Here is a 25,976-nt window from a genome sequence, read left to right on the forward strand (position 1 = left end):
GCCGCGTGATTCGAAATCAGTAAAATACCCCGCGAACAGGCTGCCCCGGCGTTCGCCTTCCCATGCGCGCCGCCGGGCCGCCCCGCTTGCCCGCACTGCGGGCACCCCATCTAACCCCATTGTTTCGTTTCGCTTTTTTTGAAAACTCAACGCATTGTCCACGGACCTGTCCACAGGACCTGTGGACAACGATGAACCGACGCACCCGAGTCAACCATGTCTACGAAAAAGCCAAACGCCGCGTATAGCGAAGCGTCGATCAAGGTGTTGAAGGGCCTCGAGCCGGTCAAGCAACGGCCCGGGATGTACACCCGCACCGAGAATCCGCTGCACATCATCCAGGAAGTTATCGACAACGCGTCGGACGAAGCCCTCGGCGGCTACGGCCGGCAGATCACCGTCACGCTGCACGCGGACCATTCGGTCTCGGTCGAGGACGACGGCCGTGGCATTCCGTTCGGCCTGCATCCGGACGAAGGCGTGCCGGTGGTCGAAATCGTGTTCACGCGCCTGCACGCGGGCGGCAAGTTCGACAAGGCCGCCGGCGGCGCGTACACGTTCTCGGGCGGCCTGCACGGCGTCGGCGTGTCGGTCACGAACGCGCTGTCCACCCGGCTCGACGTCACCGTGTGGCGCGACGGCAAGGTGGCCGACCTGAGCTTCGCCAACGGCGACGTCGCGAAGCAGCTCGAAGTGCGCGCCGCCGCGAAGGGCGACAAGAAGTCCGGCACGCGCGTCACCGCGTGGGCCAATCCGAAATACTTCGACTCGCCGAACCTGCCGCTCGGCGAACTGCAGCGTCTGTTGCGCTCGAAGGCGGTGCTGCTGCCGGGCGTCGAGGTCACGCTGATCAACGAGAAGACCGGCGAACAGCAAAGCTGGAAATACGACGACGGTCTGCGCGGCTATCTGCTCGAAGGCATGAACGGCAGCGATCTGCTGATTCCGCTGTTCGAGGGCGAGCGCTTCGTCGAGAACTCGCGCGCCAGCGAAGAGACCTTCGCGGAAGGCGAGGGCGCGTCGTGGGTCGTCGCGTGGAGCGAGGAAGGCACGCTGATGCGCGAGTCGTACGTGAACCTGATTCCGACTCCCGCCGGCGGCACGCACGAATCCGGTCTGCGCGACGGTCTGTACCAGGCGGTGAAGAGCTTCGTCGAGTTGCACAACCTGCAGCCGAAGGGCGTCAAGCTGCTCGCCGAGGACGTGTTCGCACGCGTGTCGTTCGTGCTGTCGGCCAAGGTGCTCGATCCGCAGTTTCAAGGACAGATCAAGGAACGCCTGAACAGCCGCGACGCGGTGAAGCTGGTGTCGTCGTTCGCGCGGCCGGCGCTGGAGTTGTGGCTGAACCAGCACGTCGAGCATGGCAAGAAACTCGCGGACCTCGTCATCAAGCAGGCCCAGGCGCGCACGCGCGCCGGCCAGAAGGTCGAGAAGCGCAAGAGCTCGGGCGTGGCCGTGCTGCCCGGCAAGCTGACCGATTGCGAGTCGACGGAAATCGGCCGCAACGAACTGTTCCTCGTCGAGGGCGATTCGGCGGGCGGCTCCGCGAAGATGGGCCGCGACAAGGAATATCAGGCCATCCTGCCGCTGCGCGGCAAGGTGCTGAACACGTGGGAAACCGAGCGCGACCGGCTGTTCGCCAACAACGAGGTGCACGACATCTCGGTGGCGATCGGCGTCGATCCGCATAGCCCGGACGACAAGGTCGACCTGTCGAATCTGCGCTACGGCAAGATCTGCATTCTGTCGGACGCGGACGTCGACGGGTCGCATATCCAGGTGTTGCTGCTCACGCTGTTCTTCAAGCATTTCCCGCAGTTGATCGAACGCGGCCATGTGTGCGTCGCGCGTCCTCCGCTGTTCCGCGTCGACGCGCCCGCGCGCGGCAAGAAGCCGGCGCAGAAGCTGTACGCGCTCGACGACGGCGAACTCGAGGCGATTCTCGACAAGCTGCGCAAGGACGGCGTGCGCGATACGCAATGGTCGATCAGCCGCTTCAAGGGCTTGGGCGAAATGAGCGCGGAACAGTTGTGGGACACGACGATGAACCCCGACACGCGGCGTCTGACGCCGGTCGCGCTCGGCGAACTCGATTACGACGCCACGGTCGCGCGCATGACCATGCTGATGGGCAAGGGCGAAGCGGCGTCGCGCCGCAGCTGGCTCGAGGAAAAGGGCAACGAAGTGGAAGCGGATATCTGAGCGCGGCCACGCGCTCGATCCCGGCGGCCTTGCCGGCAATTCGCCGGACAAGCCCGCACGCCAACCCGCTTTCACGCCAAACACGGATACGGAATCTAGATGGACGACGATAACACTCTCGACCTTTTCAACGAGCCGGCGCCCCCCGAGGGCGATTTTCTGACGCTCGGCAACTACGCGGAGAGCGCGTACCTCGAATATGCGGTGAGCGTGGTCAAGGGCCGCGCGCTGCCGGACGTATGCGACGGCCAGAAGCCGGTGCAGCGCCGCATTCTGTTCGCGATGAACGAGATGGGTCTCGCCGATAACGCCAAGCCGGTGAAGTCGGCGCGCGTGGTCGGCGACGTGCTGGGTAAATATCACCCGCACGGCGACCAGTCCGCGTACGACGCGCTGGTGCGTCTCGCGCAGGACTTCGCGATGCGCTATCCGCTGATCGACGGTCAGGGCAACTTCGGTTCGCGCGACGGCGACGGCGCGGCGGCCATGCGGTACACGGAAGCGCGTCTCACGCCGATCTCGAAGCTGCTGCTCGACGAAATCGATCAGGGCACCGTCGATTTCATGGCGAACTACGACGGCTCGTTCCAGGAGCCGAAGCAGTTGCCGGCGCGTCTGCCGTTCGTGCTGCTGAACGGCGCGTCCGGGATCGCGGTGGGGCTGGCGACGGAAATTCCGTCGCACAATCTGCGCGAAGTCGCGGCCGCCGCCGTGGCGATGATCCGCAATCCGAAGATCACGCACGCGGAAGTGATGCAGCACATTCCGGGTCCGGACTTCCCGGGCGGCGGCCAGATCATTTCGAGCGAAGCGGAAATCGCGGCGGCCTACGAAACTGGCCGCGGCAGCCTGAAGGTGCGCGCGCGCTGGAAGATCGAGGAACTCGCGCGCGGCCAGTGGCAACTGGTCATCACCGAACTGCCGCCGAACACGGCCGCGCAGAAGGTGCTGGAGGAAATCGAAGAGCAGACCAATCCGAAGATCAAGCTCGGCAAGAAGGCGCTCACGCCGGAACAACTGCAGACCAAGCAGACCATGCTCGCGCTGCTCGACGCGGTGCGCGACGAGTCCGGCAAGGATGCGCCGGTGCGCCTCGTGTTCGAGCCGAAGTCGAGCCGCATCGATCAGACCGACTTCGTCAACACGCTGCTCGCGCATACCAGCCTGGAATCGAACGCATCGCTGAATCTGGTGATGGTGGGCGGCGACGGCCGGCCGCGTCAGAAGGGCTTGAGCGAAATCCTGCACGAGTGGATCGCGTTCCGCTTCGCCACGGTCACGCGTCGCACGCGGCATCGTTTGTCGAAGGTCGACGACCGCATTCATATTCTCGAAGGCCGGATGATCGTCTTCCTGAATATCGACGAAGTCATCCGCATCATTCGCGAATCCGACGAGCCGAAGGTCGCGCTGATGGCGGCGTTCGGTCTGTCCGACCGTCAGGCCGAGGACATTCTGGAAATCCGTCTGCGTCAATTGGCGCGGCTCGAAAAGATCAAGATCGAGAAGGAACTGTCCGAACTGCGCGACGAGAAAGCCAGGCTGGAGGAACTGCTCGGCAGCGAATCGGCGATGAAGCGCCTGCTCATCAAGGAAATCGAAGGCGACGCAAAGCAGTACGGCGACGAGCGCCGCACGCTGATCCAGCAGGAAAAGCGCGCGACCTTCGAAGCGCGCGTGGTCGACGAGCCGGTCACGGTAGTGGTGTCGCAGAAGGGCTGGGTGCGTGCGCTGAAGGGCCACGGTCTCGATACCGCGGGCTTCACGTTCAAGGCCGGCGACGGTCTGTACGCGGCGTTCCAGTGCCGCACGCCCGACACGCTGGTCGGCTGGGGCAGCAACGGGCGCGTCTATTCGGTCGCGGTGGCGTCGCTGCCGGGCGGCCGTGGCGATGGCGTGCCGGTCACGTCGCTGATCGAGTTGGAATCGGGCAGCCATCTGATGCATTACTACGCGGCCGCCGCGGACCAGGCGCTGCTGCTCGCGTCGAGCAACGGGTTCGGCTTTATCGCCAAAGTCGGCGACATGGTCAGTCGCGTGAAGGCCGGCAAGTCGTTCATGACGATCGACGCGGGCGCCGCGCCGCTCGCGCCGATGCCGATGCTGCCGGATGCTTCGCAGATCGCGTGTCTGTCGTCCGGCGGACGTCTGCTGGTGTTCGGCCTCGACGAGATGAAGACGCTGTCGGGCGGCGGACGCGGCGTCACGCTGATGGCGCTCGACGACAAGGAAACGCTCGCCCAGGCGCTCGCCATCAATCACGCCGGGGTGATGCTGATCGGCACGCGTCGCGGCGGCCGCGTCGATGAAGAGAAGCTGAGCGGCGCCGCGCTCGCGCCGCACGTCGGCAAGCGGGCCCGCAAGGGGCGTGCGCCGGAGAGCAAGATGAAGCTCGACGGCATGCGTCCCGTGCTGGCAAGCTGATGAAGTTTGACGATGCCTGACATTCAGGCACGCTCGGATACGGCAAGCGTCTGCTAGCATGCGGGGCGCTTGCCGTGACAACAACGACAAGAACATAACCACACCACCACCACACCACCACAATAACGACGGGAAAGCCTCGCGCGCGCCGGAACTGTGCGATCAACGCGCGGTCGAATGCGCTCAATAGCCGCCGCTAATCAAATAATCGTCATGAGCGGCATGGCGTCGTCGGGAGAGGAAAACAACATGAACAAAGCTATCGAGCTCGCACTCTTTTTCCATCTGCTCGCGGTCGCGGTGTGGGTAGGTGGGATGATCTTCGCGCATTTCTGTCTGCGCCCGGCCATTGCCGATCTTTCGCCGCAGCTTCGCCTGCCGTTGTGGGAATCGGTGTTCAGCCGCTTCTTCAACTGGGTCGCCGGCGCCGTGCTGATTATCCTCATCACTGGCGGCTTTCTGCTGATGCAATTCGGCGGCGGTCACGCCACCTGGCCGCTGCATGCGATGGCCGGCCTCGGCATCGTGATGATGCTGATCTTCGGGCACATCCGTTTCGCGGTCTTTCCGCGTATCCGTCGCGCGGTGCAGGCGCAGAAATGGCCGGACGGCGCGCAGGCGGTCGGCACGATCCGGCGTCTTGTGCTGATCAACATCGTGCTCGGCGTGGTGACGGTCGGCGTCGCGGTGTTGTCGCGCGGCTTTTGAGGTTTCGCTCGCGGTTGGGCGCGCGGTTGAGTATGCGGTGAAGTACGCGATCGGGTACGCGTCGGGCGCTTATCGGGCGCTTATCGGGCGCCGATCCGCTGTCGCTGACCCGCACGCTCACCCCACGGTGCCATAAGCGAGCCACAGCCCGCACACCACGGCCACCGTCCCATACACCACATAAACCGGCACCTTCAGCTTCGCGAAGCACATGCCGGAAAACAGCGCGGTGATCAGATACGCCGGCTTGAACGGTACATGCCCGGCAATGCGCAGCACGGCCACCGCGAGAAACGCGGTGGTCACCGCGCGCAGCATCCGCATACCGTGTTCGAAGCGCGGGTTGGCCTTCAGTTGATGCAGATGCCGCTGCGCGAACACCACCAGACAGCCCGACGGCACGAACAGCGCGAGCGTGGCGATCAGCGCGCCCAACCAGCCATCCACCAGATAGCCGAAGAACGGCACCACGTTCAGCAGCGGTCCCGGCGAGAGCGGCGATAACGAAAACGCCAGCGTGAAATCGTTATCCGACACGCCGACCGCCGGCGTGACGAACAGCGTCTTGAGCACCGGCAGCGCGGAGAAGCCGCCGCCGAACAGCGTCATGCCCGCGCCCGCCAGGCGCGGCCACAACAACGCGAGTTCATAGCGATGCGGCAGCGGCAACGCGAACAACACCAGCAAGATGCATAGCGCAATCAACAGATGCCAGTCCGACCGCGCGAACGACACCACGAGCCGCGTATCGCGAACCGGGCTGATCACCCAGCCCGCGCCGAACGCCGCGCCCAGCATCGCGACATACGCGGCGGGACTGCGCGCATAGAAAAGCGCGATGCAGCCGAGCAGCGCCGCGATCCATTCGAGCTTGCCGCGCAGTAGCGCGCGCGCCTGCTTGTACCAGGTGACGGCGATCAGCGTGGCCAGTACGACGCTGAAGTGATTCAACAGGGTTTGGGAAGCGGCGGCGCGCACGAACGGCGTGCGGTAGAAGATCGCGAACAGCGTCATCAGCATGAAGAAGGGCAGCACGCTGGCAATGCCCGCGACCCACGCGCCCGCGCGTCCGCGCAACGCATGGCCGACCTGCACGGCGACATTGCAGCCCACCGGGCCCGGCACCATCCACGCAAGCGCGATCAGATCGGAGAACGCGACGCGCGACAAACGCCCTTCGCGCTCGACATAGTGATTCTCGAGTTGCGCCATCAGCGCGAGGCCGCCCCATGACAGCGCCGACAGGCCGAAGACGACCCGAAACAACGTCCATAGGGGTTCCCGCGCCCCTCGTCGGGCGGCGTCGGCACTCCGGCTCGTGATCGTCTGCATGGCGATACGGGCGGACCGGCACGCGGCGCGCCCATCCTCCGGGATCATTGTTGTTGTGTGGCGCGGCCGCTGGCCCGCGGCGCGCTGTGCGGTGGAACTCCGTGAATGTAGCCGGTTTTGCGGGCTAACGGGAAGCCCGCCGCGCTCAGGGATTGGTGCTGGCGCTGGTGCTGGAGACGATGTGCGCGCTATCCGTATCGTGGGCGGCGCGGCGCCCACTCATGCCGCATACGCCGAAGCGTTCCAGCAGCGCCGGAATGGCTTCGACCGGCACCGGGCGCGAGAACAGGAAGCCCTGCGCCTCGATGTGACCGAGCGCCGCGAGCCATGCAATCTGCTCCTCGGTCTCGGTGCCTTCGACAACCACCGTGAGCCCGAGCGAGCGGGCCAGGTTGACGATCGCGGTGACCATCACGCACACGCTGCGGTCGCCGGGAATCGCCTGGATGAACGAGCGGTCCACCTTCAGCGTATCGACCGAGAAGCGGTTCAGATACGACAGCGACGAATAGCCGGTGCCGAAGTCGTCGAGCGCGATGCGCACGCCGAGACGCTTCAGCGCGAAGATTTTCTCGGACACGAGTTCGGGATATTCCATCATCGCCGTCTCGGTGATTTCGAGTTCGAGGCGGCGCGCGGAGATGCCGCTTTCCTCGATCGCATGCGAGATGGTTTCGTACAGGTCGCCGCGCCAGAACTGCACGGCCGAGATGTTCACCGCGAGCGACAGCGTGTCGTAGCCCTGCTGTTGCCACAGCGCCAGTTGCCGGCACGCGGTGTCGATCACGAAGTCGCCGATCGGCACGATCAGGCCGGTCGACTCGGCAACCGGAATGAACTCGTTGGCCGGAATCAGGCCGTGCTGCGGATGGTTCCAGCGCACCAGCGCCTCGAAGCCGGTGATGCAACGGCGCGTCAGATCGATCTTCGGCTGATAGGCGAGGAACAGTTGACCTTCGGTCAGCGCGACGCGCAGTTGCTGCTCCCACTTCATCAGGTGATCCGCGCGATGCGACAGCTGCGGCGAATAGAACTGATAGCAGTTCTTGCCGGCGTCCTTGGCGCTGTACATCGCGAGGTCGGCCTTCTTCAGCAGGTCGATCTCGCTTTCGTTCGCCACCGAGTACAGCGCGATGCCGATGCTCGCGTGCAGCACAAACGAGCTGCCGCGGACTTCGAAGGGTTTCGCGAACACGTCGGCGGCGGCTTCGGCGAGCGCGACCGCGCGCTTCTCGACGCCGTCGCCCTTGATCACGACGACGAACTCGTCGCCGCCGATGCGGCTCAGCGCGCCGCTGTCGCCAACCGCGGTGGCGAGGCGCGAAGCGGTCATCTGCAGCACGATGTCGCCGGCGTTGTGGCCGAGCGTGTCGTTGACGGTCTTGAAGTTGTCGAGGTCGATGAACAGGATCGCGAGGCGGCCGAGGTTGACCGGCTGCGTGACGTCGTGCCGCAGACTTTGCAGCGTCGCGTAGCGGTTGCGCAGGCCGGTGAGCAGATCGTATTCGACCAGATGCGTCATCTCGCGCTCGCGGCCGAGCAGTTTGCCGATCAGTCCGGTCGCCACCGCGAAGAAGCTCAGCATGGCGAGCGAGATGAAACCCGCCATCAGCAGATAGACGTTGCGCGTGTGGTTGTAGTCGGCGAATTCCTCGGCCTGCGACAAACCGACCAGCACGCCGAGCGGATAGCCGTCGATATGCCGGTACGACACGATGCGCGTGACGTTGTCGATCGAATCGACGTAGGTGCCCGACACGTGTTCCGAGGTCGGATACGTGCCGCTTGCCGAGAACGCGCCGTTGGCGCTGTCCGCGCTGCCGGTGCGGCGCGCGAGCACGGTGCCGTTGTCCGAGATCACCGCGATCACGCCTTCGCGGCCGATCGCCGCGTTGTTGTAGAAGTCGCTGGTGAAGTAGCTCGGGTCTTCCGAGACCACCACGACGCCCGCGAACGAACCGTCCGGATGATTCAGGCGGCGCGTCATCTGCAAGGTCCAGTGACCCGACACGCGGCCGAGCACCGGTTTGCTGATGTACAGCTGGTCGTCGTTTTCGTGCTCGTGGACCTTGAAGTGTTCGCGGTCCGACAGATCGATGTGTTTCGGATTGAGTTCGGCGGTATTGGAGATCAACGTGCCGTGTTCATCGATCAACGACACCTGGACGAGCGTCTCGCTCTGCACCACGCCTTTTTCCACCGTGCTGGCGAGATCGAAATGCCCCGGCGTTTTTTCGAATTCGTATTTGACGAAGCGCGTGATCTGATCGACCTGGTGAATCGCCTTCACCGTGTGCTGCTCCAGCGCCGCGGAGAGAATCGCGGCAGAGGCCATGGCCTCGCGATTGGTGGCTTCTTTCTCGACCGACAGACGCGCGAAGATCACGGTCCACAGCAGGATCAGCACCAGCACGCCGAGCGCCGGAATGGCGAGCAGGGCTCGCCGCCGCGACAACGCACGGTCGCGCCGGGGTAGGGTGTCGCGCTGGTCGGAGAAGCGTGACTTGCTCATTGGCGGGTCCGTGCACGGAGACCGGCTGGTTGCGAACGAGCAAGCGTCGACTGCGCTGATTTCATGGTTGGCTGCATCGTGACCAGGGTGCCGGAACTGCTGCGCAGGGCGAGGGAGCGTGGTGTCGGGCCCGACTTTCCGCACGGAGTCAGGCACCTTTCGATATTACTGAATGACACTGGATTAAGGAAGGGTCCGCACATCGGGTATACGCGGGCGCGCGAACCTGCATCGAGCGTTCGTAATCGCCGCCGGTTCGGCCTGGCTGAGGGCTGCGGCCCGCGGGTTGTTTTCGGATTTTTCATCGGGAGTCGCGGTACGGCATTCAGGTGTGCCAGGCCTTTGATCTATGCAAAATGCATCAATTGTGAAATCAGGCCGGGTTGGCGTGACCGCGCGTGGACAAAGCGGGGTAACACGCGCGAGCGGGTGCACGCTGGATGCGTCGCGCATCGGGGCACGCGCCGGTGCGGGCAAGGACTATGCCGTTCATGGCAAACGGAACGTGCCGTCGACGATCGTGACCGACGACCCGCCGATCCATGTCTTGCCCTGGGCATCGTCATAGTGCACGGAGATCTGGCCGGCGCGATCGAGTGCCGTGCCTTGACGAGCCGTGTAGCGTTCGCGCGGGCGGCGTTGTTGCGCACTCAGCAGACCGGCCAGCGCGGCGTTCGCGCTGCCCGTCACCGGATCCTCGGCGCTGCCGGCATGACCGGCCGCCATCAGGCAGCGCACTTCGAGATCGGCGGGAGCGCCGGCTTCGTGCGCACCGTAGACGGCCAGGCCGATCGTGCCGACCGAACGGACGAGGCGATTGAGCACGGCGGGATCGGGATCGAGCGCGAGGCAGTCGCGCGCCGAATTGACGCGCACCACCAGCCACGGTGCACCATTGTCGACTGCGCACGGTGCGGCGCTGAAGTCGATCGCATCGCTACGCAAAGCCGTAGACAGTTCGACATAACGCCCGGTGTCGAACGGCGTGACGCGCGCGGGCGGCGCGGCGAAAGCCCAGGCCGCGCGATCTTCCGTGTTGCTGTCGTCGTCATTGCCCGCATTCAGTGCTTTAAGTTCGACCAGACCCACGCCGCATTGCTGGATCAGCCGTCCTGGCTGCCTTGGCCGGTAGCCGCTCTCCAGCAACGCATGCGCGGTGCCGAGCGTCGGATGTCCCGCGAACGGCAGCTCGCCTTCGGTCGTGAAGATGCGCACGCGATAGTCGGCGGCCGGATCGGTCGGCTTCAGCAGAAAGGTGGTTTCGGACAGATTGGTCCAGCACGCGATGGCCTGCATCTGATTCGCATCGAGCGTATCGGCGTCGAACACGACGGCGAGCGGATTGCCCTTGAACGGCACCGACGTGAACACGTCGACCTGTTTGAAACGAACGATGTTGGCGGGCATGAAGCGCGGTCCGGAGAAGCGTGCGAATGAATCGGGTTGGCGGATTCTATCTGGTGATGACGCAACGATCCACCTCGCCACAAAAGCAGAACGCGTCGCGGGTGTTGACACCTCGCGACGCGTTCCTCATGCACTGCCTGACTGACCGGCTGCCTGACTGCTCGGGCGGTGGCCCGGCTGCCGGGCCGGCATCGTCACGCGCCTGGCCGGTCGGCCGCGGCGCGTGGACTGACTCGTTATTCGACCTCGGCGATCATCTCGATCTCGACGCACGCGCCGAGCGGAATCTGCGCGACGCCGAACGCCGAGCGCGCATGCTTGCCGCGCTCGCCGAACACGTCCGCGACCAGTTCCGATGCGCCGTTCGTGACCAGATGCTGTTCGGTGAATTCGAGCGTCGAGTTGACGAGGCTCATCAATTTGACGATACGCGTGACGCGGTTCAGATCGCCGACATGAGCATGCAGCGTGGCAAGCAGATCGATCGCGATGGAGCGCGCGGCGGCCTTGCCTTCCTCGGTGGTGAGGGTGGCGCCGAGCTTGCCGGTCCAGACCTTGCCGTCTTTCTTCGCGATGTGACCCGACAGGTACACCGTGTTGCCGCTTTGCGCGCTCATCACGTAAGCGGCGGCCGGCGCGCCGGCGACGGGCAGTTCGATGCCCAGTTCCTTGAGCTTGTCGTACACGTTGGTTTGAGACATGTTGCGTCCTTGGTCAGTGGTGAAATTCGGTGCTAAGCGTGAGTGCGGCCTGCGAGTGTTGCACGGCGAGTGCCGCCTGTGAGCCCTACGCGTGAGCCGGGATCGCGCAACGCGCAGGACGCGTTGCGCGGAGTCGGGCCCGGCGCTTACTGGAGCTTCGTGCGGATCAGTTCGGCGAGACGTGCCACGCCTTCTTCGATCTTCGCCGGCGGCACGGTGACGAACGACAGGCGCAGCGTGTTGTGCTGCGCTTCGTTGGCGAAGAACGGACCGCCCGGCACGAACGCGACGTTCTGCGCGACCGCTTCCTCGAGCAGCTTCATGCTGTCGATCTGCGCGGGCAGCTTGACCCAGATGAACATGCCGCCTTCCGGACGATTCCAGCTCACGCCTTCCGGCATATTGCGTTCGAGCGAGCCGAGCATGGCCTCGCACTGGTTGCGATAGAGCTCGCGGATGGTCGGCACGTGGGTGTCGAGGAAGCCGTCCTTGATCAATTCATGCACGATGCGCTGCGTGAAGCTCGGCGTGTGCAGGTCGGTGGCCTGCTTGGCCTGCACCAGTTTGAAGATCAGTTCCTCGGGCGCGATGATGTAGCCGACCCGCAGGCCCGGCGCCAGCACCTTCGAGAACGAACCGAGATGGACGATGTGGTCCGGCGCCATCGACAGCATGGTCGGCAGCGGTTCGCCCGCGTAGTCGAGCGCGCCGTACGGATCGTCCTCGATCACCGGGAACGGCGCGGTCTTCGCGAACTCGGCCAGCGCGCGGCGGCGTTCGATCGGCAGACGGCGGCCCGTCGGGTTCTGGAAGTTCGGTTGCGCGTACAGCAGACGCGCGCCGGCCGTCAGTTCCGGCGTCAGGCCGGCGGGGATCAGGCCTTGTTCGTCGGTCGGCACCTGGATGTAGCGCGGTTCGTACATCGAGAACGATTGCAGCGCGCCGAGATAGGTCGGCGTTTCGACCAGCACCGGGCTGTCCGGGCACACCAGCACCTTGCCCAGCAGGTCGAGCGCCTGTTGCGAACCGGTGGTGATCAGCACCTGCGTGGGACGGATCTGCACGCCGTTGACCGAGTAGCGCTTCGCCACCCATTCGCGCAGCGGCAGATAGCCTTCAGTCGCGCTGTATTGCAGGGCCGCGGCCGGCGAGTCGCGCAGAATGCGGTCCGATGCCTCGCGCATGCGTTCAGCCGGGAAGGTGGCCGGCGAGGGCAGGCCGCCCGCGAACGAAATGACTTCGGGCCGTTCCGTGACCTTCAGAATCTCGCGAATGGCCGAGCTCGTGAGCTTGCGCGCGCGTTCGGACAATTGCCACGTGGGGGCTTTGAGGTCGCTTTGGTCCATGGTCTCCTCTGCTGGTATCGGTGGAACCGGTCAAAACTTCGATTATCGCGCGAGTCGGCGACCCGCGCGCTGCTTGTTGATGCTTGTTAAAGGGTCCGTAGACCGCTGGGTGTTTCGAATTCGGCGACGAGCGACGGGGCGCCGTCGGTTGGCTGCAACGCGATCAGGTGCGCGGCGCCGAGCCACTGCAACTGCGCCGCCAGCGTGTCCACCTGGCGGTGCGTGCCTTTCAGGGCTTTGAGCGCGATTTCCGTGGCCGGCAAGACTTCCGACGGATGGCGCGCCGAATCCCACTGGATCAGCGACGGCAGCAGGCCGTCGCCGGCGTCCTGCCAGCGCGGGAACGCGCCGTCCTCGGGCACCGACAGGCTCCACGTGAAATCGCCGCGCGTCATAGGCACGATCGGCGCGATGCGCTGCGGATACTGCGCCTGCCATGTCGACAGCCGTTTTGGCCGTTCGACCCGGGCGACCCAGTGCGACAGATACGGGCCCTTGTCGAGCCGCGCCTGGACGGCCGGATCGTCGAGCGCGAACAGCCGGGCGCGCGGCGCGCTGCCGTCGGCCGGCGCGGCGCAATGCGGTTCGGCCGCCGCGGCAGAGCGTGGACCGGCTGATGCGGCCGGTGCGGTGGCCGCGGCCGCGTGCGGATCGGCCGCGATCACCTCCAGATACGCGCCGCCCCACAGGTTCAGCAGGCGGTTGTGCGTGCGCATCGACGGATGCGCGCCGCCGCCCGCCGGTGCGACGCCGAGGATATCGGCGACGTACTGCGTGCCCTCGTCGAGGGTGCGGGCGGAAATCACGAGGTGGTCGAGACGGAGCAAATGGGCAGTCATGACGGATCGAGGCGACGGAAAACGCGGATTCAGTACGGCCGGCTGGCGCGCGCCGGGTCGGGCGGCGAGGCTGCCGGGGCCGTAAGCATAACCGTTTGCCGGATCGGCGGGCCATGTAGAGGGCGGTTTTGGCGGATCGTGCCGAAGCGCGGCCGGCGTGCACGACGAGGATGCCGTCGATGGCCGGGTTCGCGGCGCCCTCATTGCTTATATCAAAATGTAGCGGCGTGGACCGGCACAGTAACGGTACAATCGGCTCGATACTTTCCGGTACGCCTGCCGAACATTCCCTCGTGGAAACCGTTGGAGCCCGCCATGTCCGCCCCGCTTGCCCAGATTCCCACGCCGCACGACACGACGTCGATGACGCTGGTCGAACAGCTCGTCCAGTGGGCGCGTCGCCGCATCGAGGAGCGCGTGTTCCGCCCCGGCATGCGCATGCCGTCGATCCGCAAGCTCGCGCTGGATAAGGGCGTATCGCGTTTCACCGTGGTCGAGGCGTACGAACGGCTGGTCGCGCAAGGCTTTCTGGAGTCGCGCCGGGGTTCCGGTTTCTATGTGCGCGAACGGCTGAGCGGCCCGGTCGGCCCGGCGCTCGCCGAGGCCCGCCTGCCGAGCGTCGTGGGTCCGGAGCCGGCCGCGCTCGACGTGGTCTGGCTGCTGCGCAACATGCTGCATTCCGGCGCGCGTCCCGAACGCAGCCCGGGTCTGGGTTTTCTGCCGTCGCGCTGGCTCGACGGCGATCTGATCACCAATGCACTGCGCACGCTCGGCCGCCAGAGCGGCGCGCAGATGCTCAGCATCGGCACGCCGCAGGGCTTCCTGCCGCTGCGTCAGCAGTTGCAGACGCGGCTGGAGGAGCTGGAGATCGGCGTGTCGCCCGAGCAGATCGTGATGGTGTCCGGCATCACCCAGGCGGTCGATCTGATCGCGCGGATCTACGTGAAGCCGGGCGATGCGGTGATCGTCGGCGATCCGGCGTGGTTCCAGATGTTCGGCTGCTTCGCGTCGCAGGGCGCGCGGCTGGTGGGCATGCCGTACACGCCGGACGGCCCCGATCTCGACGCGCTCGAGGCGCTCGTGCAGACCTGGCGTCCGAAGATGCTGGTGATCAACTCGATCCTGCAGAACCCGACCGGGACGTCGCTGACGGCCGCGCAGGCGTTCCGCATCCTGCGTCTGGCCGAGGCCTACGACTTCATCGTGGTCGAGGACGATATCTACGGCGATCTGTGTCCGCCGGGCTATCCGGGCACGCGGCTCGCGAGCCTGGATCAGTTGAAGCGCGTGATCTACCTCGGCAGCTTTTCGAAGACGCTCGCGCCGAATCTGCGCGTCGGCTTTATCGCGAGTTCGCCGGAAGTGGCGCGCGCGGTCGCCGACCAGAAGATGCTGGTCGGCATGACGAGCCCCGAACTGAACGAGCGCGTGCTCTACAAGATCCTGACCGAGGGCCATTACCGGCGTCATGTGGAAAGGCTGCGCACGCGGCTCGACGGCGTGCGCGAAAAAGCCGCGCGGATGCTGGAGAAGACCGGCCTGAAGCTGTTCCTGGCGCCTTCGGCGGGTGTTTTCCTGTGGGCCGACACCGGCGTGGACGCCGGCGCGCTGGCCGCGGCCGGCCACGAAGCCGGCTTTCTGCTGACGCCGGGCAGCCTGTTCTCGCCGCAGCAATCGCCGAGCACGTGGATGCGCTTCAATATCGCCAACTGCGGCGATCCCGAGCTGTCGACGTTTCTGTGCCGCTACCTGGACGGCGTCGCGCGCCGCGCCTCTTGAAACCGCGCCGGGCCGGCCCCATTTAGGCGGGCAAACCAGCAGCCGGCGCCGCGGCGCCGCGCAGTCCGGCCGCCGTTGGCCCGGCCGCCGCTGTTCTCGTTACCCGATTCGAACCCCATTCGCAACAGAGAGGAAATCTGACCATGGCACAAGAAACCATGAGCTTTCAGGCGGAAGTGAAACAGCTTCTGCACCTGATGATCCATTCGCTGTACAGCAACAAGGAAATTTTCCTGCGCGAGCTGATCTCGAATGCGTCCGACGCGGCCGACAAGCTGCGCTTCGAGGCGATCGAAAACAGCGCGTTGTACGAGAACGATCCGAACCTGCGGATCCGCGTGTCGTTCGACAAGGCGGCCCGCACCGTCACGATCGACGACAACGGCATCGGCATGAGCCGCGACGAAGCGATCGCCAACCTCGGCACGATCGCCCGCTCGGGCACCAAGGAGTTCTTCGGCAAGCTCTCCGGCGACCAGCAGAAAGATGCGGCGCTGATCGGCCAGTTCGGCGTGGGCTTCTACTCGGGCTTCATCGTCGCGGACAAAATCACGGTGGAAACGCGCCGCGCCGGTTTGCCGGCCTCGGACGCCGTGCGCTGGGAAAGCGCGGGCGAGGGCGATTTCGCGGTGGAGAGCATCGAGCGCGCGGCGCGCGGCACGACCATCACGCTGCATCTGCGTGCGGAAGAGGACGACCTGCTGTCCGCGCATCGTCTGAAATCGATCATCCAGAAGTACTCCGACCACGTCGCGCTGCCGATCCTGATGAGCAAGGAAGAGTGGGACGCGGAAAAGAGCGAGATGGTCACGAAGGACGAAGACGAGACCGTCAACCAGGCGAGCGCGCTGTGGACCCGCGCGAAGAACGAGATCACCGAGGAGCAGTACAAGCAGTTCTACCAGCACCTCGCGCACGATCACCAGGACCCGCTCACGTGGACGCATAACCGCGTCGAGGGCCGCAGCGAGTACACGCAACTGCTGTACGTGCCGACCCACGCGCCGTTCGACATGTTCAACCGCGATCATCGCGGCGGCCTCAAGCTGTACGTGAAGCGCGTGTTCATCATGGACGACGCCGAGCAACTGCTGCCCGCCTATCTGCGTTTCGTGAAGGGCGTGGTCGATTCGAGCGATCTGCCGCTGAACGTGTCGCGCGAAATCCTGCAGGAAAGCCGCGACGTGAAGGCGATCCGCGAAGGCGTGACCAAGCGTTCGCTGTCCATGCTCGAAGAACTGGCGAACTCGGAGAACGAAGCCGACAAGGAAAAGTACGCCGGTTTCTGGAAGGAGTTCGGGCAGGTGCTGAAGGAAGGCATCGGCGAAGACTTCGCCAATCGCGAGCGGATCGCGAAACTGGTGCGCTTTGCGTCGACGCACACGGAAACGCCGGAGCAGACCGTGTCGCTGGCCGACTACGTCGCGCGCATGAAGCCCGAGCAGACCAAGATCTACTACGTGACCGCCGATACGTGGCAGGCCGCGACCCACAGCCCGCATCTCGAAGTGTTCCGCAAGAAGGGCGTGGAAGTGCTGCTGTTGACCGACCGTGTCGACGAATGGATGCTGTCGTTCCTGAACGAATTCGACGGCAAGCCGCTGCAAAGCGTCGCGCGTGGCGACCTCGATCTGGGCGCGCTGAACGATGAGGAAAAAGAGGCGCAGGAGAAGGTCGGCGAGGAGTTCAAGCCGCTCGTCGAGAAGATGAAGGAAGCGCTGAAGGACAAGGCGAAAGACGTGCGTCTCACGTTCCGCCTGACCGATTCGCCCTCGTGTCTCGTCGCGGACGACGGCGAGATGAGCGGTTACCTGCAACGCATGCTGAAGGCCGCGGGTCAGCAGGCGCCGTCGTTCCATCCGATTCTCGAAGTGAATCCGGAGCACGCGCTGGTCAAGGGTCTGCAGGCGGACAGCGCGAACTTCGACGACTGGTGCCACCTGCTGTTCGATCAGGCGATGCTGGCCGAAGGCGGTTCGCTGGAAGATCCGGCGAGCTTCGTGAAGCGGACCAATGCGTTGCTGCTGGCGCGTGCTTGATGAATGCGATGTGACGGCGGGTGGTCGACGCCGGTGTTGAAAAAATGCGCTGCCTCGGCAGCGCATTTTTTTTGCAGCGTATTGACCGCCAATTGCGGCCGATGGTGACGGCTTGCGACCGATGGTGACCGATGGTGACCGGAATCATTCACGCCGTTCCGGCCACAAAAAATTTACCGCGCCGGCACCGGTCCGTTCAAACGCGCCACTTGCGACAGCACGCTACCGGCCAGTTCCTTGGCTTCATGGCAGGACTTGGGATCGGCCAGCACTTTCGCGGCCAGGCTGCCGATTTTCTGGCTGGTCTGCTTGGACGTGTGATGTTGTGCGAGCGCCGAACCGGCGAGTTCTTTCTCCATAAAGGTGACGACCGGGCGCCGCAGCACGAGCGCGGCGAGATGGGCGATGCGGTCGGAAGTTTCCTTCAGGTTTGCAGTACTCAAGCTTGACTCCTTGGATAGTTAATTATCGATGACGCCGGCCGTTTTTTTGCGACCCTCGCAGCCGGCGAAAATCAGTATGGTTAACTAAACAAGGATTATCAACGACCATAAATTGAGATTGGTTTATGAGACGCCATCCGCGCGATTTGTCTTATTCTCCCGCGTTCAAATTTCGGATGGCTGAAGGATTAATCGCAATCTTTTAAGTCAAATTTGCGCTTGTTCTGATTCTGATTGCGCAGTTTTGCGCCGTGACCTCTCTGTCAATTTTTATGTTCGATTCCACTCTGATTTCATCCAACGATCCGGTTCATCTCATCTGGGCAACGTTGCGCGAGCGCGGCTTCGACGCCGCCGCGCAATGCGCGGCCGAACTTATAGCGGCAGGCGCGCCGCCGCAGTTGCTCGCCGATCTTTATGCAAGCGCCAGGTGTGTCGAGGATGCGCATCACAGCGTTTCGCACGCCGGCACCGAAGCGACCGCCGCCACGCAAGCCGCACATCACGCCCGTCTCGCGCTCTTCGCCGATGCACTCGGTCATGCCGACGCCGCACAGAGCCACAGCGAAATCGCCGTGGCAGCGCAGCCGCTGTCGTCGACCATCGACTGGATCGTCTGGCTGGTCAATCGCTGTAGCGCGTATTCGGCCGCCACGCACATGCTGCGCGCGTACGAGCGCAGCGCGCCACGCGATGCGCGCGCGCCCTGGTGGCTGTCCATCGCGCTGACGCCGTTGCCGGGACCACACGCGCAGGCCGAACGGTGCGCGGCGCTCGCTCGCGCCTACGCGCTCGACCCGGCGCTCGATCCGGCATTGCCGTTGCAACTCGTGCTGGCGCGGCGCGAGGCGCGCGATTGGCCGGAAGTCGAGCGCATCTGCCGCGAACGGCTCGCGCGGGACCCCGCCGATGCCGAAATGGCCTGGCAACTCAGCCACGCGCAATGGCAGTGCAACGATGCGGCCGCGGCCGAAGCCACGATGCGTGCGGTCGATGCCGCCGCTCCCGGCAACGCGCAGGTCGTGGCGGCGATCGGCATGTACCTCGCCGAGCAGGCGTGCTACGACGCGAGCGAAGCCGTGTTGCACGACGCGTTGTCGCTCGACCCCGCGGCCGTGCAGCCGGCGGTCGATCTCGCCGATCTGGAATTGCGGCGCGGCGCGTGGACTCGCGCGTGGCCGCGCTTCGAAGCGCGGTTGACGCGAGCCGACCGCGAAGCGGAGAACGTCGTCAGCGTGATCGCGGGATGGTGTCCGCGCTGGCAGGGCGAGGCGCTGTCGGGCAAGACGCTCGTCGTTCACGCCGAACTGGGCAGTGGCGACGATATCCAGATGGTGCGTTTCGTCCCCGCGCTGGCGGCTCATGTACACGCGCAGGGCGGCCGGTTGGTGCTCGCCGCGCGGCGCCCCTTGCAGCCGCTGTTCGCGCGTTTCCACGCGGATTGCGTGGCGATCGAAGACGGGCCGCCCGGCGCCGTCGATTACGCGTTGCCGATGATGAGCCTGCCGCTCGCACTCGGCTTGCGTCCCGAGGACGTGCGCGGCGCGCCGTACCTGCAAGCCGGCGCCGGCAGGCTCGCCGCGTGGCGCGAGCGGATCCATGCATGCGTGCCGGATGCGAGGCATCACGTCGGTCTGGTGTGGGCGGGCAATCCGACGCATCGGCGCGACGCGAAGCGGTCGATTCCTTTGAGCGCGTTGCGTCCGCTGCTGACGCTGCCGGACATCGTGTTCCATCCGCTCACGCCCGGCCGCGACGCGGATGTCGCCGCGTTGAACGCGGCAGGCTTTCGCTTCTGCAATCTGTCGGCGCACTACGAAAACGGTTTCGACGACGTGGCGGCGCATCTGGGCGCGCTCGACGCGCTGGTGACGATCGACAGCGCGCCGTTGCATCTGGGCGGCGCGCTGGGGCGTCCGGTGCTGGCGATGCTCGACCACGTGTCGCACTGGGCATGGGGCACCGGCGAGACGCAGCCGTGGTACGACTCGGTGGAGATGTTCAGGCAGCCGCAACCGGCGGATTGGGCGCCGGTGGTCGAGCGCGTCGCGGCGCGCTTGCGGGCGTTGATGCGCGCCGGTGCACCGGATTGATCGCGTAGCGCCGCGTCCGCAGTGTCCATCCGGATCGTTTCGACTTGTAGAAACGCCTCGATGTGTTGTCGATGTCCCATTCAGATTTGCCATTCCGCCAGCCTTTAAACTGCGGAAGGGCGGCGCGCCAGGCGGCATCGACTTCAACACCCAAGCCGCCGCGGCCGGCGTCCATCCGCTGGGCCCCGAGATCCACCATTTCGCCGACACGCTCGCGATCATCCGTCGCTCGATCTGGTGATCACCGTCGACACCGCCGTCGCCCATCTCGCCGGCGGCTGCGGCGCGCCGGTCTGGGTGCTGGTGCCCACCTTCACGGACTGGCGCTGGCTGATCGATCGCGCGGACAGCCCGTGGTATCCGTCGATGCGTGTGTTCCGGCAGCGCGAGCTGGACAACTGGGACCCGCTGCTGGCGCAGGTCGCTGCCGCGCTGCGGGATGTTCCGCCAATGCCGCCGCTATAATCCGGCACCATGCCTATCCGTTTCGATGCCGCCGACGCCCACTGGCGCGTCGCGCCCCTTGCCGGTTTCAGCGCCGCCCAGAAAGACTGGCTGACGCGCGGCGGTTCGCTGACCGCGCATCTGCGCGCGCTCGGCACGGTCGCGGTGCGCGTCACGCGTGAATGCGTCGCGCTGCCGTGGGACGATGAATACGCCGCGCTCGGCCTCGCGTCGCGCGCGCCGGTGTGGGTGCGGGAAGTGGTGCTGGCTGTGGACGGCGTGCCGTTCGTCGCCGCGCACAGCGTGACGCCGCTCGCCGCGAGCGTCGGCGTGTGGCAGGCCACCCGGCGTCTGCGAACGCGGCCGCTGGCCGAACTGCTGTATAGCGACAGCAGCGTCGCGCGGTCGGCGCTGGTGAGCCGGCGCGTGAATGCGCGTCATCCGTTGTACCGGCTGGCGGCGCGCGAGGTTGCCGCGCCGGCGCCGCATGCGCTGGTCGCACGCCGCTCGGTGTTCGAGCGCTACGGCGCGCCGCTGATGGTTACCGAATGCATGTTGCCTGCGCTGTGGGTGCATGTCGCGAGTCTGGACGACGCGCGCCGCGATCAAGATGCCGGAGCATGCGAAGGGCAAGCCACACGCGAAGGCATGGGCGCAAATACCGCGCGCGGTCCGCATGGCGCCCACGCCACGCATCCACGCATCCGCGAACACGGCCGGCCGCTCGATCACACCGCGTCGCGCGCGCATGCCGCGAAGGACACCGCGCCGCGCGATGCCGCCGGCCCGTCCGGCAAACGGAGCCGCTGATGTTGCGCGGCTTCCCGCCCGTGGCCGCGGCGGATACCCATACGTTGATACTCGGCAGCTTTCCGGGCGAGGCGTCGCTGGCGGCGACGCAGTATTACGCGCATCCGCGCAATCAGTTCTGGCGCCTGCTCGGCGTGGTCCTCGACGAACCGTCGCTGCACGAACTGCCCTACGATCAGCGTCTCACGCGCCTGCTCGCGCACCGCATCGGCCTGTGGGACGTGCTCGACGCCTGTCATCGCAAGGGCAGTCTCGATTCGGCGATCCGCAACGCGCAGCCGAACGACTTCGCGTCCCTGCGCGAGTATGCGCCGCTGCTCAGGAAGGTTTGCTTCAACGGCAAGACAGCCGGGCGCTTCGCCGAGATCATCGGCGCGGCCGGCTTCGCCACCCTGGTGCTGCCGTCGTCGAGCCCCGCCAATGCTATGCTCTCGTTCGACCAAAAATTGTGCCTCTGGCGCGACATCCTCACACTTCCATGACGAAACTGATTAAACGCGCTTCGGCCGAAGCGCGTGCCTTCCGCCATCGCGCGGCCGATTCCGCCGTCGGCGGCAAGCAACAGGCCGCGCGCGGCAAGAAGCGCCCGCAGCACGAGCGCGACGACGATCTGCACGACGCACCGCAAATCGAAGCGCCGCGCAAACCGCGTTTCGCGCCGGTGACGTTCTCCGAGGAAGGCGGCGTGCGCTTCCTGCATTTCGGCACGGAATGGGTGCAAGGCGCGATGCGTCTGCGCAAGCCCGATCACATCGAACTCGAATACGCGCAGCAGATGATGGCCTGGCTGCTGTTCCTCGAAACGCCCAAACGCATCGTCCAGCTCGGCCTCGGCGCGGCGGCCTTGACCAAGTTCGCGCATCGCTTCCTGAAGCGCGCGAAGGTCGAGGCGGTCGAAGTGAACCCGGCGGTCGTGGTGGCGGCGCGCACCATGTTCGAACTGCCGCACGACGACGCTCGTCTGAGCGTGCACGAAACCGACGCGTGGGACTTCGTCAACGACCGCGCCAACCACGGCACGATCGGCGCGCTGCAGATCGACGTCTACGATGCGACCGCGCGCGGTCCGGTGCTCGACAGCGTCGGCTTCTATCGCGCGGTGCGCGCGTGTCTGACCGGGGCGGGCGTGGTGACGGTGAACCTGTTCGGCGATCATCCGAGCTTCGTGCGCAACATGAAGCGCCTGAACGAAGCCTTCGACGGCCGCGTGGTCGCGCTGCCGGAAGTGCACGACGGCAACCGCATCGCAATCGCGTTCTCCGGCCCGGCGCTCGACGTGCCGTTCAGCGCGCTGCAAACGCGCGCAAAGCTGATCGAGGCACAGCTCGGCCTGCCGGCGCGCAAGTGGATCAAGGGCTTGCAGGAATCGACCGGGCAGAACGGCGCGTCGTTCGTTATCTGATCTGAATACGGGGCGGCCGCGCTCGCGGCTCGCCCCGGCTACGCGGCTCAGCCGCGCGTCTTGACCGGGCGCCTCGATCGCAGGCCTCGACCGTACGTCTCACCCGCGAGCCTCGCTCGCCGCCCTCGACCCCACGTCCCAGCAGCACTCCCAGCGCCCCAGCAGCCGCGCCATGCGCCTCGGGTCCACCCTGCTTGACCACACGTTCGCCGCTCCTATACTCTTTCGAAGCTTTCGGGGTGCCCGTGGCTATCCGCGACGGGAACCGCCACCCGTCCGACACGGGCCGACAACATTTCAATAATAGGGAAGAGGAGACGTCATGGCTCACGACGCCGACGCGAACAAGGCCAGCAAGCACTGGCTCTGGTTGCTGCTGTTGCCCTGGATCGCGATGATCTGGGTGCCGTCATACAACAAGGTCGAACCGCAGCTGTTCGATTTCCCGTTCTTCTACTGGTATCAGCTCCTGTGGGTGCTGATCAGCGCAGTGATCACGGCTCTCGTGTACTTCAAGACCAAGACGCGCTCCACGCACAGCTCGCAAGGGGGCGCACGCTAATGAACGCCACCGCAACCTTCGTCTTCGTTCTGTTTTTCATCGGCGTCACGATTCTCGGCTTTATCGCGGCCCACTGGCGGCGCGGCGATCTCGCCCATCTGGAAGAGTGGGGCCTGGGCGGCCGGCGCTTCGGCACCATCGTCACGTGGTTCCTGCTGGGCGGCGACCTGTACACCGCCTACACCTTCATCGCGGTGCCGGCGCTCGTGTTCGGTGCGGGCGCAACCGGTTTCTTCGCGCTGCCGTACACGATCCTGATCTACCCGTTCGCGTTCGTCGTGTTCCCGAAACTGTGGAGCATCGCCAAACGTCAGGGCTACGTGACATCGGCGGACTTCGTGTCGGCACGCTACGGCAGCCGGATGCTCGCGCTGGCCGTCGCGGTGACGGGCATCGTCGCGACCATGCCGTACATCGCGCTGCAACTGGTCGGCATCGAAGTGGTGATCGGCGCGCTCGGGTTCGATACCAAGGGCTTCGTCGGCGATCTGCCGCTGATCATCGCGTTCGCGATTCTCGCCGCGTACACGTACACGTCGGGGCTGCGCGCACCGGCAATGATCGCCGTGGTCAAGGACATCCTGATCTACATCACGATCTTCGCCGCGATCATCGTGATTCCGCCGCAACTGGGCGGCTTCGCGCACATCTTCGGTTCGGTGCCGCCGGCCAAGCTGCTGCTGAAGGCGCCGGACGTGTCGAGTCTGAACGGCTACAGCGCGTACGCGACCCTCGCGATGGGTTCGGCGCTCGCGCTGTTCCTGTATCCGCACTCGATCACCGCGGTGCTGTCGTCGAAGTCGGGTAACACGATCCGCCGCAACATGGCGATGCTGCCGGCCTACTCGCTGGTGCTCGGCCTGCTCGCGCTGCTCGGCTTCATGGCGCTTGCCTCGGGCGTGAAGGACATGCCGGAATTCGCGCCGTACTTCAAGGCATTCGGCCCGAACTTCGCGGTGCCGGCGCTGTTCCTGCACTTCTTCCCGTCGTGGTTCGTCGGCGTGGCGTTCGCGGCGATCGGCATCGGCGCGCTGGTGCCGGCGGCGATCATGTCGATCGCGGCGGCCAACCTGTACACGCGCAACATCCACAAGGAGTTCATCAACCGCAACATGTCGCACGAACAGGAGACCAACGTCGCGAAGCTGGTCTCGCTGATCGTCAAGGTCGGCGCGGTCGCGTTCATTCTCGGCCTGCCGCTGACGTACGCGATTCAGTTGCAGCTGCTCGGCGGGATCTGGATCATCCAGACGCTGCCGGCCATCGTGCTCGGTCTGTACACGCGCGTGCTCGACTATCGCGGCCTGTTGGCGGGTTGGGCGGCCGGTATCGTCACGGGTACGTGGATGGCGATTTCGCTGAAGCTGGCGGGTTCGATCTTCACGATCCATCTGTTCGGGATGGCGATTCCGGGTTATGCGGCGGTGTGGTCGCTGATCGTGAACCTGGTGGTGTCGGTGGTGGTGAGCCTGCTGGTGCGCGCGAGCGGCATGCAGCGCGCCGAAGACCGCACGCGTCCGGAAGATTATCTGGACGTGGTCGAAAGCTGAATGTGATGGGCCTTATCTGGCCGGCCTGAAGATGGCCTGAAGGCCGGTTGAAGGTGGTCCGAGGCAGCCTGAGGGCGGCCAGAAACGAAACGCCCACGGACGAAAGTTCGCGGGCGTTTGTTTTTATACGGCCGTCCAGGGCAGGATAGCGAAACCGTCCTCTCACGGTTTTTACCGCACCGCCATGGCCTCTGCCGATTCCCACACTGTGACCAGCCGCCGCTCGGCGCTCAGCCGCATGGTGCGCGCCGTTACCTCGCCGTACTACCGTTATCGTCACGCGAAAGTGCTCCACAGTCTGCGTGTCGGCCTCGCGATGCTGGTGTCGATTCTGGCCACCACGGGTATCGACATTCCGCACGGCATCTGGTCGTCGGTATCGCTGCTGGTGGTGATCGGCGGCTTGCAGCATCATGGCAATATCCGCAAGAAAGCCGCCGAGCGCGCGGCCGGTACGCTGCTCGGCGCGCTGATCGGACTCTCGCTGATCCTCGTGCAGAATCTGACCGGCTCACTGCCGTTGACCTATGTGCTGATGTCGATCGCGGCGGGTATCTGCGCGTGGTTTGCGATCGGCTCGTCCGGCTACATCGGATTGTTGACGGCCATCACCATGTGCATCGTCGCGGGTCACGGCGACAATCAGATCGACGTCGGCTTGTGGCGCACGCTGAATGTCGCGATCGGAATCGCCATCGCGCTGGCGTTTTCGTTCGCGCTGCCGCTGCATGCGACTTATTCATGGCGCTACGGTCTCGCCAACAATCTGCGCGAATGCGCGCGCATCTACGCGCAGCTGCTGGCGGGCGAAACCCTCAGCGAGGAAGAGCAGGTCAAGCGCTTCCTGGCGATCAACAAGCGGCTGGTGCAATTGCGTTCGCTGATGCCGTCGGTGGCGAAGGAGATCGACGTGCCGCAGTACAAGCTGGAGGAGATTCAGCGGTTGCATCGCTCGGTGCTCAGCTCGCTGGAGTTGCTCGCGACCGGTTCGCTGATGCATGCGGATGCGCCCGCGCGCGCGGCCTATGGCGCGCAATGCGGCGCCGAGGTGCGCGCGGTGCGGGCGATTCTGCTATCGGTATCGCGCGGGCTGCGCTTCGGCCGTGCGCCGCGCGCGGGCATTCCGGCCGCCGCGCCGCTCGCGCAGGCGCAGTCGGGCGGCGGCGCGGCAGGCGGCGTGCCGTCCGATCGCGTGCCGCTCGATCTTCAGGGGCCGTACTGGCTCGGCCAGCGGCTCGCCGAACAGGTGGACCGGCTGCGCGCGTTGTTGCTGGAGACCGAGCCGAACTGGAATATCGAACGGCATTCGCGGACGTTGCTGAAGGTGTAGCGACGTTGTACCGGTCGCCAGGCGCGCGGTGCGAGACGCGAGGCGCGAGGCGC

At 65.4% G+C, this 25,976-nt stretch carries 19 protein-coding genes and 1 pseudogene; 13 read left to right on the forward strand and 7 right to left on the reverse strand.

Features of this window, described 5'->3' with window-relative positions:
- The first annotated feature begins 216 nt into the window (after nt 1-216).
- The 3 genes from LFL96_RS05075 (at nt 217) to LFL96_RS05085 (ending at nt 5,334) form a co-directional block, all read left to right on the forward strand.
- The gene (locus tag LFL96_RS05075) at nt 217-2,202 is read left to right on the forward strand and encodes a DNA topoisomerase IV subunit B (RefSeq protein ID WP_280998742.1); all 1,986 of its coding nucleotides are present in this window, start codon (nt 217-219) and stop codon (nt 2,200-2,202) included.
- 99 nt (nt 2,203-2,301) lie between these two features.
- Nucleotides 2,302-4,626 (forward strand): DNA topoisomerase IV subunit A, encoded by a 2,325-nt coding sequence (gene parC, locus LFL96_RS05080; RefSeq protein ID WP_280998744.1) that lies wholly within the window; start codon nt 2,302-2,304, stop codon nt 4,624-4,626.
- Between the two features lie 249 nt (nt 4,627-4,875).
- Nucleotides 4,876-5,334, forward strand: a complete 459-nt coding sequence (locus LFL96_RS05085; protein ID WP_280998745.1) for a CopD family protein — start codon at nt 4,876-4,878, stop codon at nt 5,332-5,334.
- Nucleotides 5,335-5,451: 117 nt separating this feature from the next.
- Here LFL96_RS05085 and LFL96_RS05090 read toward each other — a convergent pair whose 3' ends face one another.
- The 6 genes from LFL96_RS05090 to LFL96_RS05115 all read right to left on the reverse strand — a co-directional run bounded on the left by LFL96_RS05090 (nt 5,452) and on the right by LFL96_RS05115 (nt 13,471).
- Nucleotides 5,452-6,666, reverse strand: coding sequence for a chromate transporter (locus LFL96_RS05090; RefSeq protein WP_280998746.1), 1,215 nt, complete (start codon nt 6,664-6,666; stop codon nt 5,452-5,454).
- Nucleotides 6,667-6,811: 145 nt separating this feature from the next.
- Nucleotides 6,812-9,178, reverse strand: a complete 2,367-nt coding sequence (locus LFL96_RS05095) for an EAL domain-containing protein (protein ID WP_280998748.1) — start codon at nt 9,176-9,178, stop codon at nt 6,812-6,814.
- Between the two features lie 489 nt (nt 9,179-9,667).
- The gene (locus LFL96_RS05100; protein ID WP_280998751.1) at nt 9,668-10,585 is read right to left on the reverse strand and encodes a PhzF family phenazine biosynthesis protein; all 918 of its coding nucleotides are present in this window, start codon (nt 10,583-10,585) and stop codon (nt 9,668-9,670) included.
- A gap of 236 nt (nt 10,586-10,821) precedes the next feature.
- Nucleotides 10,822-11,286 carry a RidA family protein gene (locus LFL96_RS05105; protein ID WP_280998753.1) on the reverse strand — a complete coding sequence of 155 codons (465 nt, stop codon included), beginning with the start codon at nt 11,284-11,286 and terminating at the stop codon, nt 10,822-10,824.
- A 146-nt stretch (nt 11,287-11,432) separates the two neighbouring features.
- Nucleotides 11,433-12,632 (reverse strand): PLP-dependent aminotransferase family protein, encoded by a 1,200-nt coding sequence (locus tag LFL96_RS05110; protein WP_280998755.1) that lies wholly within the window; start codon nt 12,630-12,632, stop codon nt 11,433-11,435.
- An 86-nt stretch (nt 12,633-12,718) separates the two neighbouring features.
- Nucleotides 12,719-13,471 (reverse strand): VOC family protein, encoded by a 753-nt coding sequence (locus LFL96_RS05115; protein ID WP_280998757.1) that lies wholly within the window; start codon nt 13,469-13,471, stop codon nt 12,719-12,721.
- A gap of 315 nt (nt 13,472-13,786) precedes the next feature.
- On the opposite strand from LFL96_RS05115, the gene LFL96_RS05120 reads away from it, so the two are divergent.
- Both LFL96_RS05120 and htpG read left to right on the forward strand, forming a co-directional pair.
- Nucleotides 13,787-15,250 carry a PLP-dependent aminotransferase family protein gene (locus LFL96_RS05120; RefSeq protein WP_280998759.1) on the forward strand — a complete coding sequence of 488 codons (1,464 nt, stop codon included), beginning with the start codon at nt 13,787-13,789 and terminating at the stop codon, nt 15,248-15,250.
- Nucleotides 15,251-15,393: 143 nt separating this feature from the next.
- Nucleotides 15,394-17,289: a molecular chaperone HtpG gene (gene htpG, locus LFL96_RS05125; protein ID WP_280998761.1), complete on the forward strand. Its 1,896-nt coding sequence runs from the start codon at nt 15,394-15,396 to the stop codon at nt 17,287-17,289.
- 173 nt (nt 17,290-17,462) lie between these two features.
- On the opposite strand, the gene LFL96_RS05130 is transcribed toward htpG, so the two are convergent.
- A complete protein-coding gene (locus LFL96_RS05130) occupies nt 17,463-17,732 on the reverse strand; it encodes a hypothetical protein (protein ID WP_280998763.1) in 270 nt (89 codons plus the stop codon).
- A 272-nt stretch (nt 17,733-18,004) separates the two neighbouring features.
- On the opposite strand from LFL96_RS05130, the gene LFL96_RS05135 reads away from it, so the two are divergent.
- From LFL96_RS05135 to LFL96_RS05170, 8 genes and pseudogenes are all read left to right on the forward strand, one after another.
- Nucleotides 18,005-19,825 carry a hypothetical protein gene (locus LFL96_RS05135; protein WP_280998765.1) on the forward strand — a complete coding sequence of 607 codons (1,821 nt, stop codon included), beginning with the start codon at nt 18,005-18,007 and terminating at the stop codon, nt 19,823-19,825.
- A gap of 178 nt (nt 19,826-20,003) precedes the next feature.
- A pseudogene (locus tag LFL96_RS05140) lies at nt 20,004-20,290 on the forward strand (hypothetical protein); the annotation flags it as partial.
- A 9-nt stretch (nt 20,291-20,299) separates the two neighbouring features.
- Nucleotides 20,300-21,079, forward strand: coding sequence for a chorismate lyase (locus LFL96_RS05145; protein WP_280998767.1), 780 nt, complete (start codon nt 20,300-20,302; stop codon nt 21,077-21,079).
- On the forward strand, nt 21,079-21,561 hold the full coding sequence (locus LFL96_RS05150; RefSeq protein ID WP_280998769.1) for a DNA-deoxyinosine glycosylase: 483 nt from the start codon (nt 21,079-21,081) through the stop codon (nt 21,559-21,561). Before LFL96_RS05145 ends, LFL96_RS05150 begins: the two co-directional genes overlap by 1 nt.
- Complete coding sequence (locus LFL96_RS05155) at nt 21,558-22,481, forward strand: spermidine synthase (protein ID WP_280998771.1); 924 nt, start codon at nt 21,558-21,560, stop codon at nt 22,479-22,481. Before LFL96_RS05150 ends, LFL96_RS05155 begins: the two co-directional genes overlap by 4 nt.
- A 322-nt stretch (nt 22,482-22,803) precedes the next feature.
- The gene (locus tag LFL96_RS05160) at nt 22,804-23,043 is read left to right on the forward strand and encodes a DUF3311 domain-containing protein (protein WP_280998772.1); all 240 of its coding nucleotides are present in this window, start codon (nt 22,804-22,806) and stop codon (nt 23,041-23,043) included.
- Nucleotides 23,043-24,593 carry a sodium:solute symporter family protein gene (locus LFL96_RS05165; protein WP_280998773.1) on the forward strand — a complete coding sequence of 517 codons (1,551 nt, stop codon included), beginning with the start codon at nt 23,043-23,045 and terminating at the stop codon, nt 24,591-24,593. Before LFL96_RS05160 ends, LFL96_RS05165 begins: the two co-directional genes overlap by 1 nt.
- A gap of 184 nt (nt 24,594-24,777) precedes the next feature.
- Nucleotides 24,778-25,923 carry an FUSC family protein gene (locus LFL96_RS05170; RefSeq protein WP_280998775.1) on the forward strand — a complete coding sequence of 382 codons (1,146 nt, stop codon included), beginning with the start codon at nt 24,778-24,780 and terminating at the stop codon, nt 25,921-25,923.
- The last annotated feature ends 53 nt before the right edge of the window (nt 25,924-25,976 follow it).

It is taken from the genome of Paraburkholderia sp. D15, assembly GCF_029910215.1.
In the GTDB taxonomy this organism is placed as follows: domain Bacteria; phylum Pseudomonadota; class Gammaproteobacteria; order Burkholderiales; family Burkholderiaceae; genus Paraburkholderia.

What these genes read in the sequence shown, in the direction of transcription:
- LFL96_RS05075 (WP_280998742.1), top strand. Translation starts at nt 217, where the DNA reads ATGTCTACGAAAAAGCCAAACGCCGCGTATAGCGAAGCGTCGATCAAG.
- parC (WP_280998744.1), top strand. Translation starts at nt 2,302, where the DNA reads ATGGACGACGATAACACTCTCGACCTTTTCAACGAGCCGGCGCCCCCC.
- LFL96_RS05085 (WP_280998745.1), top strand. Translation starts at nt 4,876, where the DNA reads ATGAACAAAGCTATCGAGCTCGCACTCTTTTTCCATCTGCTCGCGGTC.
- LFL96_RS05090 (WP_280998746.1), bottom strand. Translation starts at nt 6,666, where the DNA reads ATGCAGACGATCACGAGCCGGAGTGCCGACGCCGCCCGACGAGGGGCG.
- LFL96_RS05095 (WP_280998748.1), bottom strand. Translation starts at nt 9,178, where the DNA reads ATGAGCAAGTCACGCTTCTCCGACCAGCGCGACACCCTACCCCGGCGC.
- LFL96_RS05100 (WP_280998751.1), bottom strand. Translation starts at nt 10,585, where the DNA reads ATGCCCGCCAACATCGTTCGTTTCAAACAGGTCGACGTGTTCACGTCG.
- LFL96_RS05105 (WP_280998753.1), bottom strand. Translation starts at nt 11,286, where the DNA reads ATGTCTCAAACCAACGTGTACGACAAGCTCAAGGAACTGGGCATCGAA.
- LFL96_RS05110 (WP_280998755.1), bottom strand. Translation starts at nt 12,632, where the DNA reads ATGGACCAAAGCGACCTCAAAGCCCCCACGTGGCAATTGTCCGAACGC.
- LFL96_RS05115 (WP_280998757.1), bottom strand. Translation starts at nt 13,471, where the DNA reads ATGACTGCCCATTTGCTCCGTCTCGACCACCTCGTGATTTCCGCCCGC.
- LFL96_RS05120 (WP_280998759.1), top strand. Translation starts at nt 13,787, where the DNA reads ATGTCCGCCCCGCTTGCCCAGATTCCCACGCCGCACGACACGACGTCG.
- htpG (WP_280998761.1), top strand. Translation starts at nt 15,394, where the DNA reads ATGGCACAAGAAACCATGAGCTTTCAGGCGGAAGTGAAACAGCTTCTG.
- LFL96_RS05135 (WP_280998765.1), top strand. Translation starts at nt 18,005, where the DNA reads ATGTTCGATTCCACTCTGATTTCATCCAACGATCCGGTTCATCTCATC.
- LFL96_RS05145 (WP_280998767.1), top strand. Translation starts at nt 20,300, where the DNA reads ATGCCTATCCGTTTCGATGCCGCCGACGCCCACTGGCGCGTCGCGCCC.
- LFL96_RS05150 (WP_280998769.1), top strand. Translation starts at nt 21,079, where the DNA reads ATGTTGCGCGGCTTCCCGCCCGTGGCCGCGGCGGATACCCATACGTTG.
- LFL96_RS05155 (WP_280998771.1), top strand. Translation starts at nt 21,558, where the DNA reads ATGACGAAACTGATTAAACGCGCTTCGGCCGAAGCGCGTGCCTTCCGC.
- LFL96_RS05160 (WP_280998772.1), top strand. Translation starts at nt 22,804, where the DNA reads ATGGCTCACGACGCCGACGCGAACAAGGCCAGCAAGCACTGGCTCTGG.
- LFL96_RS05165 (WP_280998773.1), top strand. Translation starts at nt 23,043, where the DNA reads ATGAACGCCACCGCAACCTTCGTCTTCGTTCTGTTTTTCATCGGCGTC.
- LFL96_RS05170 (WP_280998775.1), top strand. Translation starts at nt 24,778, where the DNA reads ATGGCCTCTGCCGATTCCCACACTGTGACCAGCCGCCGCTCGGCGCTC.